Source organism: Streptomyces sp. NPDC088254, assembly GCF_044740925.1.
In the GTDB taxonomy this organism is placed as follows: Bacteria; Actinomycetota; Actinomycetes; order Streptomycetales; family Streptomycetaceae; genus Streptomyces.
In genome coordinates this window covers 281622-293394 of sequence record NZ_JBIURQ010000010.1, presented here as the reverse complement: position 1 = coordinate 293394, position 11773 = coordinate 281622, and the positions used below count along the sequence as shown (strand labels likewise).

The 11773-nt window shown below is 71.8% G+C and carries 12 protein-coding genes; all 12 read left to right on the top strand.

The features are described from left to right. Nucleotides 1-17: 17 nt before the first annotated feature. The 12 genes from ACIOC0_RS28440 to ACIOC0_RS28385 all read left to right on the top strand — a co-directional run bounded on the left by ACIOC0_RS28440 (nt 18) and on the right by ACIOC0_RS28385 (nt 11652). Nucleotides 18-437, top strand: coding sequence for an NADH-quinone oxidoreductase subunit A (locus tag ACIOC0_RS28440; protein WP_402158608.1), 420 nt, complete (start codon nt 18-20; stop codon nt 435-437). Next, nucleotides 428-1027, top strand: coding sequence for an NADH-quinone oxidoreductase subunit B (locus ACIOC0_RS28435; protein WP_402158607.1), 600 nt, complete (start codon nt 428-430; stop codon nt 1025-1027). The genes ACIOC0_RS28440 and ACIOC0_RS28435 overlap by 10 nt, the downstream gene beginning before the upstream one ends. After that, nucleotides 1024-2496 (top strand): NADH-quinone oxidoreductase subunit C, encoded by a 1473-nt coding sequence (locus ACIOC0_RS28430; RefSeq protein WP_402158605.1) that lies wholly within the window; start codon nt 1024-1026, stop codon nt 2494-2496. Before ACIOC0_RS28435 ends, ACIOC0_RS28430 begins: the two co-directional genes overlap by 4 nt. Further along, nucleotides 2493-3461, top strand: a complete 969-nt coding sequence (locus ACIOC0_RS28425) for an NADH-quinone oxidoreductase subunit H (protein ID WP_402158604.1) — start codon at nt 2493-2495, stop codon at nt 3459-3461. The genes ACIOC0_RS28430 and ACIOC0_RS28425 overlap by 4 nt, the downstream gene beginning before the upstream one ends. 2 nt (nt 3462-3463) lie before the next feature. Continuing rightward, nucleotides 3464-4033, top strand: coding sequence for an NADH-quinone oxidoreductase subunit I (locus ACIOC0_RS28420; protein WP_352245270.1), 570 nt, complete (start codon nt 3464-3466; stop codon nt 4031-4033). Further along, a complete protein-coding gene (locus ACIOC0_RS28415) occupies nt 4030-4674 on the top strand; it encodes an NADH-quinone oxidoreductase subunit J (protein WP_402158603.1) in 645 nt (214 codons plus the stop codon). Before ACIOC0_RS28420 ends, ACIOC0_RS28415 begins: the two co-directional genes overlap by 4 nt. Beyond that, a complete protein-coding gene (gene nuoK / locus ACIOC0_RS28410) occupies nt 4674-5099 on the top strand; it encodes an NADH-quinone oxidoreductase subunit NuoK (RefSeq protein WP_402158601.1) in 426 nt (141 codons plus the stop codon). Before ACIOC0_RS28415 ends, nuoK begins: the two co-directional genes overlap by 1 nt. After that, nucleotides 5096-7090, top strand: coding sequence for an NADH-quinone oxidoreductase subunit L (locus ACIOC0_RS28405; protein WP_402158599.1), 1995 nt, complete (start codon nt 5096-5098; stop codon nt 7088-7090). Before nuoK ends, ACIOC0_RS28405 begins: the two co-directional genes overlap by 4 nt. A gap of 6 nt (nt 7091-7096) precedes the next feature. Then, the gene (locus ACIOC0_RS28400; RefSeq protein ID WP_402158597.1) at nt 7097-8671 is read left to right on the top strand and encodes a NuoM family protein; all 1575 of its coding nucleotides are present in this window, start codon (nt 7097-7099) and stop codon (nt 8669-8671) included. Further along, the gene (locus ACIOC0_RS28395) at nt 8668-10182 is read left to right on the top strand and encodes an NADH-quinone oxidoreductase subunit N (RefSeq protein ID WP_402158596.1); all 1515 of its coding nucleotides are present in this window, start codon (nt 8668-8670) and stop codon (nt 10180-10182) included. Before ACIOC0_RS28400 ends, ACIOC0_RS28395 begins: the two co-directional genes overlap by 4 nt. A gap of 217 nt (nt 10183-10399) precedes the next feature. Then, on the top strand, nt 10400-11263 hold the full coding sequence (htpX, locus tag ACIOC0_RS28390; RefSeq protein ID WP_402158594.1) for a zinc metalloprotease HtpX: 864 nt from the start codon (nt 10400-10402) through the stop codon (nt 11261-11263). Further along, a complete protein-coding gene (locus ACIOC0_RS28385; protein ID WP_130440995.1) occupies nt 11260-11652 on the top strand; it encodes a YccF domain-containing protein in 393 nt (130 codons plus the stop codon). Before htpX ends, ACIOC0_RS28385 begins: the two co-directional genes overlap by 4 nt. Nucleotides 11653-11773 lie beyond the last annotated feature (121 nt).

The window sequence follows — 11773 nt, the reverse complement described above, 5'->3', positions numbered from 1 at the left end:
GGAGCGAGGGACGGACGGTGCCGCAGACGTCGCACGAAACGCTGACGGGTTCGACGGTCGTGGTCGCGTCGGACTACTTCGACTCCTACGCGGTAGTCGGACTGCTCGCCGCTGTCGGCGTGCTGTTCGTCGCCGTCGCCTTCGGCGCCGGCCGCCTGCTGCGCCCGGTGGTCCCCACCCCCGAGAAACTCCTGACGTACGAGTGCGGCGTCGACCCCGTCGGCGAGGGCTGGGCCCACACCCAGGTCCGCTACTACGTCTACGCCTTCCTCTACGTCGTCTTCGCCGTCGACTCGATCTTCCTCTTCCCCTGGGCGACGGTCTTCGCCGCGCCCGGCTACGGCGCCACCACGCTCGTGGAGATGTTCATCTTCCTCGGCTTCCTCGCCGTCGGCCTGCTGTACGCATACAAGAAGGGCGTCCTGGCATGGACGTGACCCCCTCGGAGCCCGTACTCCTCCCCGAGCCGAAGCGGCTGGGCGCGCTCGCCCGCCTCGCACCCGAGCCGATGAAGGTCGTCCTGAACTGGGGCCGCCGCTACTCCCTCTGGGTGTTCAACTTCGGCCTCGCCTGCTGTGCGATCGAGTTCATCGCCGCGTCGATGGCCCGCCACGACTTCATCCGCCTCGGCGTGATCCCCTTCGCGCCCGGCCCGCGCCAGGCCGACCTGATGGTCGTCTCCGGCACGGTCACGGACAAGATGGCCCCCGCCGTCAAGCGCCTCTACGAGCAGATGCCGGAACCCAAGTACGTCATCTCCTTCGGCGCCTGCAGCAACTGCGGCGGCCCCTACTGGGACTCCTACTCCGTCACCAAGGGCGTCGACCAGATCATCCCCGTGGACGTCTACGTCCCCGGCTGCCCGCCCCGCCCCGAGGCGCTGCTCCAGGGGATCCTCAAACTCCAGGAGAAGATCGCCCGGGAGTCGCTGGGGGAGCGGTACGCCTCCGACACCCCCCGCCCGTCGACGGCCGCGCTGCAGAGCGGGCTCGTCATGCCGCCCGCCGCGGAGGGGGACACCCGATGACCGCCCCCGGCTGGCTGCCCGCCCCCGCCGAGGAAGTGTTCGGCGCCGACGCCACAGCCGAGGAGTCCTACGACCTCCTCACCGTCGACGTCCCCCCGGCCTCCTGGATCACCGCCCTGGAGACCGCCCGCGACCGCCTCGGCTGCACCTACTTCGACTGGCTCAGCGCCGTCGACGAACCCGGCACCGGCTTCCGTGTCTGCGCCCACCTCGTCGCCCTGTCCCCGGTCCGCCGCCTCCTCGTACGCACCACGGTCCCGCACGACGCCCCGGCGCTCCCCTCCGCCGTCGACGTCTACGCGGGTGCCGCCTGGCACGAACGCGAGACGCACGAGATGTTCGGCGTCCGCTTCACCGGCCACCCCGGCCTGGATCACCTCCTGCTCCCGGAGAACTTCGAAGGCCACCCGCTCCGCAAGGACTTCGTCCTCGCCGCCCGCGTCGCCAAGGCCTGGCCCGGCGCCAAGGAACCCGGCGAGTCCGAACACGGCGGCCCCAAGCGCCGCCAGATGCTTCCCCCCGGCGTCCCCGACCCCAATGACTGGGGCCCCCTCAAGGGCCAACTCCCCCCAGCCCCCGCCCGCCCGGCCCGCGGCGCGGCAACCTCCCGCGCCGCAGGCGAACGCCCGGCGCGCCCCACCGGACCGGCCGGCGAGCGCCCCCCACGGCGCATGCGCTCAGCATCCGCAGGCTCAGCCAGCCAGACCACCACCCCGCCGACACCGGCACCCGCTGAGGAGGCACCGCCCCAGCAGGAGGCGGCCACAGAGCGGCGCGCCCCCCGGGACCCGGCGAACCGACCGGAGACCACGACCGCGGGGGAGGCGGTGACCGCGGCACGAGCCACGCCCGACGCGGCCCCCGAGCCACAGACCGCTCCCGAGTCGGCTGCCGACCCGCGGGACGCCGTCGCCGAGCCCTCGGCCGAGTCGCGCACCACCGCCGCCGAAGCTGTCGGAGCCGAAGGAGCTGCCGGAGCTGCCGGAGCCGACCGACCTGGCGGCACCCGCGAGACCGGCGGCGCCGACCGGCCGGCCGCGCCCGAACCAGAGGCCTCCCGACCGTCGCGGGGTCCCCGTCGCGCACGCAGCGCCTCTCAGGGATCGGCCAGTCAGCGAGCCGCCACCCCGGACGTGCCCGCCTCGGAAACGCCCCCTCCCGGCGAGACCGCTACGAACGAAGCCGCCGCTGCCGAGGCCCCCTCGGAGGGACCCGCCCCCGGCGCGGTCACCCGCCGCCCCCGGCCTCCCCGCAGCTCCGACGCTCCGTGGCACCACGCCCGTCCCGCCTTCGACGACTCCGAGCCCCAAGGCGAGCGGACGGCCCCGGACCGCCCGGAGTCGTCCGGCGACGACCCACGGGACGAAGGCCCTCCCGCCCCGCCCGAAGACGGAACCCCCGAAGACGGAACTCCCGCCGCCCCTCCAGCGGACGGCACTCACGACACCCCCCGAGGAGGCCCGCAGTGAACGACGCTCCAGACGTCGCCCTGCGACTCCTGATCGTCTTCGTCGTCTTCCTCACCTTCCCCCTGATCGTGGGTCAGACCGAGCACAAGGTCATGGCCCATATGCAGGGCCGCCTCGGCCCCATGTACGCCGGCGGCTTCCACGGTTGGGCCCAGCTCATCGCGGACGGCGTGAAGTTCGCGCAGAAGGAGGACGTCGTCCCCGCGGGCGCGGACCGCCGTGTCTTCCAGCTCGCCCCCGCCGTGGCGCTCCTGCCGTACCTCCTCGTCCTGCTCGCCATCCCCATCGGCCCGGGCGAGGGCGCGGTCGGCGAGGTCGTCGACGCCGGCGTGTTCTTCGTCCTCGCGGTGATGGGCGTGGGCGTCCTCGGCTCACTCATGGCCGGCTGGGCCTCCGCCAACAAGTTCTCGCTCCTCGGCGGGCTGCGCACCGCCGCCCAGCTCCTCGCCTACGAACTCCCCATGCTCCTCACCGCCGCCTCCGTCGCGATGGCCGCCGGGACGGTCTCGATCCCCGGCATCGTCGACGCCTTCGAGTGGTGGTGGCTGCCCTGGCAGATCGTCGGCGCGATCGTCTTCTTCGTCGCCGGCCTCGCCGAACTCCAACGGCCTCCCTTCGACATGCCCGTCGCCGACTCCGAGATCATCTTCGGCGCGTACACCGAGTACACCGGCCTCCGTTTCGCTCTGTTCCTCCTCGCCGAGTACGCCGGCATCGTCGTTCTGTGCGGCCTGACCACCGTCCTCTTCCTGGGCGGCTGGCACGGCCCCTGGGGCGCCGACGGCCTCGGCTGGGTCTGGACCCTGCTGAAGACCGCCCTCCTCGCCTTCGTCGTCATCTGGCTTCGCGTCACCTATCCACGGCTGCGCGAGGACCAGCTCCAGAAGCTCTCCTGGACCCTCCTCGTCCCCCTCTCTCTCGCTCAGATCGCTCTCACCGGCGTCGTCAAGGTGGTGATCCGGTAACCATGGCCCCCATCCCCGGAAGCGGCCTCGCCAAGGGCCTTGCCGTCACCCTCCGCACGATGACGCGGAAGACCGTCACCGAGCAGTACCCGGACACCCAGCCCGACCTCCCGCCCCGCACCCGCGGAGTGATCGGCCTGTTCGAGGAGAACTGCACGGTCTGCATGCTGTGCGCCCGCGAGTGCCCCGACTGGTGCATCTACATCGACTCCCACAAGGAGACGGTCCCGGCGGCGGCCCCCGGCGGCCGCGAACGCAGCCGCAACGTCCTCGACCGTTTCGCCATCGACTTCTCCCTGTGCATGTACTGCGGTATCTGCATCGAGGTGTGTCCTTTCGACGCCCTGTTCTGGTCCCCGGCGTTCGAGTACGCCGAGACCGACATCCGCGACCTCACCCACGAGCGGGACAAGCTCCGCGAGTGGATGTGGACGGTCCCGGCCCCGCCCGCCCTCGACCCCGGCGCGGAGGAGCCGAAGGAGATCGCCGCCGCCCGCAAGACCGCCGAGAAGCTGGCAGCCGCCCAGGAAGCGCAAGCCGAACCGACCAAGCCCCCGGAGGGAGAGGCATGACCCTCGCTCAGGCCCCGCAGGGCTTCCTCTCTCCGACCGGTGTCGAGATCGCCTTCCTCCTCGTCGGTCTGGTCACCTTCGGCGCCGCCCTCGTCACCGTCACCACCCGTCAACTGGTCCACGCCGCCCTGTGGCTGGTGGTCGCCCTCGGCGGCCTCGCCGTCGAATACCTCCTCCTCACCGCCGAGTTCATCGCCTGGATGCAGGTCCTCATCTACGTCGGTTCCGTCGTCGTCCTCCTCCTGTTCGGTCTGATGCTCACCAGGGCCCCCATCGGCCGCTCACCGGACGCCGACTCCGGCAACCGCTGGGCCGCCCTCACGGTCGCCGTCGCCGCCGCGGCCGCCCTGGTCTGGGTGGTCGTCGACGCCTTCCGCGCCACCTGGATCGACCTCGACGGCCCGGCCGCCGGATCCACCGAGGTCACCGGCGCGAGCCTCTTCCAGCACTGGGTCCTTCCCTTCGAGGCCCTCTCCGTCCTCCTCCTCGCCGCACTGGTCGGCGCGATCGTCCTGTCCCGCAAGGCGAAGGCCGAGTCGAGCTCTCCCCCTGTGAACTCCCGGCCTGTCACCGAGAGTTCCCGGACCGTCACAGAAAGTTCCGGGACTTCGCCGGCCGAGCCGGAAGGCGGCGCCCGCTGATGCACCTCGCCTATCCCGCCGTCCTCGCCGCCCTCCTCTTCTGCACGGGCCTGTACGGCGTGCTCGCCCGCCGCAACGCGATCCTGGTGCTGATGTCGGTCGAGCTGATGCTCAACGCCGTCAACCTCAACCTCGTCGCCTTCGACGTCTGGCTCAGCAGGACCGCCGAGGAGACCCTGCACTCCGGCCAGGCCCTCACCCTGTTCACCATCGCCCTCGCCGCCGCCGAGATCGGCATCGGCCTGGCCATCGTCCTCGCCGTCCACCGCAACCGCGGCACCGCGGACATCGACAAGCTCCGCGACACCGCAGAGGGCCACGAAGTCCTGGACGCCGACGGCCTTGAGGGCCCCGGCGACCCCCACAGCGGCGCCCGCGCGGCCGAACAGGCCGGCCGGGCCGGGAAGTCCGAGGCCACCGCGTGACCACCACCACCCTCGCCGTCCTCGTCCCGCTCCTGCCGTTCCTCGGCGCGGTGGCCGGACTGCTCCTCGGCCGCACCGCCCCCGGATTCGTCCGCCCGCTCGCGGTTCTGCCGACCCTCGCCTCCCTCGTCCTGGCCGCCGTCGTCGCCCTACGCCAGGGCGGGGACGCGGCCGTCGACGCGGCCACCGAGCTCACCCCCACCGGTTCGGTCCCGATCGAACTGGCGCTGTACATCGACGGCTTCGCCGCGCTCGTCGCCGTCCTGGTCGGCCTGGTCGCCGGCTGCGTGCAGATCTACTCGACCGCATACCTGCGCGAGGACCCGCGCTACGCGTCCTACGCCGCGCTCGTCTCCCTGTTCACCTCCGCGATGTTCCTGGTCGTCTACTCCGGCGACCTGATCGTGCTGCTGGTCGGCTGGGAAGTCATGGGCATCTGCTCCTACTTTCTGGTCGGCCACTACTGGGAGACCCCGGAGGCCCGGGCCGCCTCCATCAAGGCCTTCCTCGTCACCAAGCTCGGCGACGTCCCCTTCCTCCTCGGCCTGTTCGCCCTGGCCACCGACGCCGGTTCCTTCCGCATCACCAAGGTCCTCAGCGCCGTCGCCCACGACGGACTCGACCACCCGACCCTCATCGCCCTGCTCCTCCTGGCGGGCGTGGCCGGCAAGTCGGCGCAGTTCCCGCTGCACACCTGGCTCCCCGACGCGATGGCGGGCCCGACACCCGTCTCCGCGCTGATCCACGCGGCGACGATGGTCGCCGCCGGCGTCTACTTCGTCGCCCGCCTCCTCCCGGTCTTCGAGGCATCCCAGGCCGCGATGCTCGTCCTGGCCGTCATGGCCGCCGTCACCATGGCCGGCTCCGGTGTCGCCGCGCTCGCCCAGGACGACATCAAGCGCGTCCTCGCCTACTCGACGATCGGCCAGCTCGGTTACATGACCGGCGCCCTCGCCGTCGGCGACCGCGGCGCCGCCGTCTTCCACCTCCTGTCGCACGGCGCCTTCAAGGCGCTGCTGTTCCTCGCCGCCGGTGTGATCATCCACGCCGCCGGCACCAACTCCCTGGCCGCCATGTCCCGCATGAGCCACCTGCGCGACCGCGTCCCCGACGCGTTCTGGACGATGACCGTGGCGCTCCTCGCGCTCGCCGCGATCCCGCCGTTCAGCGGCTTCTTCTCCAAGGAGTCCGTCCTCGGCGCCGCCGAACACGCCTCCACCGGCCACAGCGAGTACGCCCCCGCCGCCGCGGGCTGGATCGTCCTCGTCACCGGACTGCTCACCGCCCTCCTCACCGCCGCCTACGCGGCCCGCCTGTGGCTGCTGGCCTTCAACGGCCGGGGCGCCGAAGCCCCCGACCACGGCCGCGAGCCCCTGCCGATGACCGCGGTGCTGTGGGTGCTCGCCGCCCCCTCCCTCGCCGTCGGCGGGCTCGCCTACCGCACGCTGCCCGACTGGTTCGACGGCGGCGACCTGGCCCCGACCCTCACCACATCCGTCCTCGGCACGGGCCTGGCGCTGGCCGGTGTCCTCGTCGTCGGCGCGGCCTGGCGGCACACCACCGCGCAAGCCGCACGCGTTCCGATCGGCGCGGTCGCCGCCCACCCCGAGCGCGACGCCGCAGCCGTGGAGGCCGAGGCCATCGCGACGCACACGCCCGCCTACGGTGACGTGGCCGCCGCACCCGACCCGGCCGACCCCGGCCGGCTCCTGCTCGGACCGCTGCACCGCCACGCCGCCGCCGGCTTCCACCTCGACGCCGTGTACCGGGCCCTGTTCGTGCGCCCGGTGCAGGCCGGAGCGAGCCTCGTCCGGTTCCTCGACCGCGAGGTCGTCGACACGTACGTCAGCGGAGCGGGCACCTTGCCCCGCTGGCTCGGCGCCGCCGTACGGCGTGCCCAGACCGGCAACGTCCAGACCTATGTGAGCGCGCTGCTCGCCGGCGCCGTCGTCCTGGTGGTCGCCGCCGTCCTCGTCGCGACGGGAGCGTGAGCAGGAGTGATCGATATCAACGAGTCCGTGATGCAGTTGCTTCTGGCGTTGATCGTGGCCGGCCCGCTCCTCGGCGCGGCCGCCGCTCTCCTGCCCGCCCCGCCCGGACTGAAGGGGACGTCACCCGAGCAGGCCGTCCTGCGGCACGGCGTCACCGTGACCGGCGCGATCCTCGTCGCCGCCATCGCCCTCGCGGTCGGCTTCGACCATGACCACCCCTCGAAGATGCAGGCCACGACCGACATCAGCTGGATCCCCGCACTCGACGTGCGCATCCACCTCGGCATCGACGGCATCTCCCTCCCCCTCCTGGTCCTGACCGCGCTGCTGACCTTCCTCTGCGCGCTCTACTCCTACTTCAACCCGCCCGAGGGCCCGAGCCCCAAGGCCTTCGTCGCTCTCCTGCTCGTCCTGGAGGCCGGCACCCTCGCCACCTTCGCCGCCCTCGACCTGATCCTTTTCTTCCTCGCCTTCGAGACCGTGCTGATCCCGATGTACTTCCTCATCGCCCGCTGGGGCGGCGAGGGCCGGACCCGGGCGGCCTCCAAGTTCATCCTGTACACGCTGCTCGGATCCGTGGTCATGCTGCTCGGCCTGCTCGTGATCGGCGTCACAGCGGGCACGTTCGACATGATGGCACTCGCCACTGACAACGGCCGGTCGCTGAGCGCGTCCGTGCAGGTCATCGCCGTTCTCGCGGTCGGGATCGGGCTCGCGGTGAAGACCCCGATGTGGCCTCTGCACAGCTGGCTGCCCGACGCCCACACCGCCGCCCCGACCGTCGGCTCGGTCCTCCTCGCCGGCGTGCTGCTGAAGATGGGCACGTACGGTTTCGTCCGGATCCTCCTCCCGGTCACGCCCGACGGCTTCCACACCTTCGCGCCCTACCTCGCCGCCTTCGCCGTCGTCGGCATCGTCTACGGCTCCCTGGCCTGCCTCGCCCTCGCCAAGCGGGGCGCCAAGGGCGACCTCAAGCGCCTCGTCGCCTACTCCTCCGTCGGCCACATGGGTTTCGTCCTCCTCGGCATCGCCTCCACCACCCCGACCGGAGTGAACGGCGCCCTGTTCGCCAACGTCGCCCACGGCCTCATCACCGGCCTGCTCTTCTTCCTGGTCGGAGCTCTCAAGGACCGCACCGGCACCACCGACCTCGACACCCTCGCTCAGCAGACCGGCGCCGCGCTCTACGGCAAGGCCCCGCGCCTCGGCGGCCTGCTCGCCTTCGCCGCGGTCGCCTCGCTCGGCCTGCCCGGCCTCGCCGGGTTCTGGGGCGAGATGCTGGCCATGTTCGGCGCGTTCGATCCCGCCGCCGGACTCAGCCGTCCCGCCTTCCTCACCTTCACGGCGATCGCCGCGTTCGGCACTCTGCTGACCGCCGCCTACCTCCTCGTCGTCGTCCGCCGCGTCTGCATGGGCGTGATCCCGCAGGACGCGCCGCGACTCGCCGACGTCCGCGCGTACGAGTTCGCGGCCTGGACCCCGCTCGTCGTCCTCACCGTCGTCGCAGGCCTGTGGCCCAAGGCACTCCTCGGCCTCACCGACCCGGCCGTGCAGCAGCTCCTCGCAGGAGGCACCCGATGAGCTCCCCGGCCGCACCGTCCCTCGTGCAGTCCGTCGACTGGCTCGCGATCGCCCCGCCCACCCTCGCGGCGGTCGTCGCCCTCGTCGTCCTCGTCGCCGACCTGTTCCTCGACGGCCACCGCAAGGCACTCCTCGGATGGCTGTCCGTCGCCGGCCTCGCCGCCTCCACCGCCCTCCTGCTGCCCCTCCTGGACGGCGATCGCTCCACCTTCTGCCTCACGAGTGACACACGCGTGTGCAGCTACACGGCCGACCACTTCACCCTCGTCATCCAGTTCCTGGTGCTCGGGGGAGCGCTGCTGGCCGCCCTGTTGTCGGTCACCGCCCTGAAGGACGCGCGCGGACGGCTCCCCGAGGGCGAGTTCTGGTTCCTGCTGCTGTCCTCCGCCGCCGGCGCCGCCCTCCTGCCCGCCTCCCGCGACCTCGCCACACTCGTCGTCGCACTGGAGGTCGCCTCCCTGCCCGCGTTCGCCCTCGTCGGGATCCGCCACGGCGACCGCAGGTCCTCCGAAGCAGCCCTGAAGTTCTTCCTGTCGTCCGTCACCGCGACCGCCGTCAGCCTCCTCGGCATCAGCTTCGTCTACGCCACCACCGGCACCCTGCACCTCACCCGGGTGGCCGAGCGCATCCAGGACGTCGACGGACAGTTCCACACCCTCGCCCAGGCCGGAGTCGTCCTCACCCTCGTCGGCTTCGCCTTCAAGACGGCCGCCGTCCCCTTCCACTTCTGGGTCCCCGACACCTACGTCGGCGCCCCCCTGCCCGTCGCGGCCTACCTCTCCGTCGTCGGCAAGGCGGTCGGCTTCTCCGGCCTCATCCTCGTCACCGTCGTCGCCTTCCCCTCGTACGCCGACGTGTGGGGCCCCGCGCTGGCCGCGCTGGCCGCCCTCACCATGACCGCCGGCAACGTCGGCGCTCTGCGCCAGCAGGCCACGCGCGCGTACAGCGCCGTACGCCTGCTCGCCTGGTCCTCCGTCGGCCAGGCCGGTTACCTCCTCGTCCCGATCGCCGCCGCCGCGTACTCCGACGACCCACAGCGCTCCATCGGCTCCACCGTCGCCTACGCCCTGACGTACGCAGCCGTGAACCTCGGCGCCTTCGCCGTGGCCGCCCTGGTCGGCCGCACCCGCCCGCAGAACCGCCTCGCCGACTACCGCGGCCTCCACGCGGAGAACCCGCTCTCCGCGCTCCTCCTGGCCTTCTTCCTGCTCTGCCTGGCAGGCCTGCCGCCGGGGATCATCGGCCTCTTCGCGAAGGTCACCGTGTTCTCCGCAGCCGTCGACGCGGGCCTGGGCTGGCTGGCGGTCGTCATGGCCGTCAACGTGGTCATCGCCCTGTACTACTACCTCCAGTGGACGGCCCTGCTGTTCCGCGCCCCAGAGGGAGAACCCGTACGGCACCGGGTCCCCGCGCCCCTCACCGCCGCGCTCGCCCTCACCGCCGTCCTCGGCGTCGTCCTCTCCGGAGCACCCCAACTGGTCCTGCGCTTCGCCGGCACAGCCCTCTTCTGAGTGCCCGCCGGCCCTGTCACAGGCCCTCACCGGCCCTCACCCGGACGGCCCACCCCGGCCGCCGGTCGCACAAGGGAACCCGAGCCCCCCGTCTGGCGTTGACCAAAACGGGAGGTTCCACTGGACGTGGCACCACGAACCAGGGCCTCGCACATCAGACGGCAAGAGCGGGCAACACGTTCAGGGGTCCCCTGCCGCACGACTTGGAGGGCGTACCGTGCACCGCCGGCACAACGGGCTAAGGACCGCAGTACTCCTCGGGGGACTGTCGGCACTCATCATCGTCATCGGCAGCTTCTTCGGGCGGGCGGGGCTCGTCGTGGCGGTCCTCGTCGCGCTCGGCACCAACGCGTACGCGTACTGGAACAGCGACAAGCTGGCACTGCGCGCGATGCGCGCCCGGCCGGTCAGCGAGTTCGAGGCCCCGGCCCTCTACCGCATGGTGCGCGAGCTCTCCACCCAGGCCCGTCAGCCCATGCCCCGGCTGTACATCTCCCCGACCGAGGCGCCCAACGCCTTCGCCACCGGCCGCAACCCGCGCAACGCCGCCGTGTGCTGCACGGAAGGCATCCTCCGCCTTCTCGACGAACGCGAGCTGCGCGGCGTCATCGGCCATGAGCTGAGCCATGTCTACAACCGGGACATCCTCATCTCCTCGGTCGCCGGCGCCCTCGCCTCCGTGATCATGTTCCTCGTCAACTTCGCCTACTTCATCCCGATCGGCCGCTCCAGCGACGACGACGGCCCCGGCATCTTCGGCATGCTCCTGATCATGCTGCTCGGCCCGCTCGCCGCCAGCATCATCCAGCTCGCCATCAGCCGCTCCCGCGAGTACGAGGCCGACGCCTCCGGCGCACAGCTCACCGGCGACCCCCTGGCCCTCGCCGGCGCACTGCGCAAGCTCGAGCTCGGCACCAAGCAGCTTCCGCTGCCCCCCGAGCCCCGCATCGAGACCGCGAGCCACATGATGATCGCCAACCCGTTCCGCCCGGGCCAGGGACTCTCCAAGATGTTCTCGACGCACCCGCCCATGGCGGAGCGCATCGCCCGCCTCGAGAAGATGGCAGGTCACCGACAGTGAAGACCATCCTCAACGTCATATGGCTCGTGCTCAGCGGCTTCTGGCTGTTCCTCGGCTACCTGCTGGCCGGCGTGCTGCTGTGCGTCACGATCATCGGAATCCCCTTCGGCCTGGCGGCGTTCCGCATCGGTGTCTACGCCCTCTGGCCCTTCGGCTACACCACGATCGAGCGCCGCGACGCCGGCGCCCCGTCCTGCGTGGGCAACGTGCTGTGGCTGGTCCTCGCCGGGTGGTGGCTCGCCCTCGCCCACATCGCGACCGGCATCGCCCTGTGCGTCACGATCATCGGCATCCCGTTCGGCATCGCCAACTTCAAGCTGATCCCGGTGTCCCTGCTGCCGCTCGGCCGCGAGATCGTCAGCACGGACCAGCCGTTCGCCGCCCGCTGAACCGACCCGTCCCGGGAACCGGCGGGTGCTGCCCGATCGTCGTCACATCGACAGGGCGCGAAACGGGGCACGAGCCGCGAACGCCGCCGTCCGGCAGCGAGATCACAGCGCCCGGACGGTG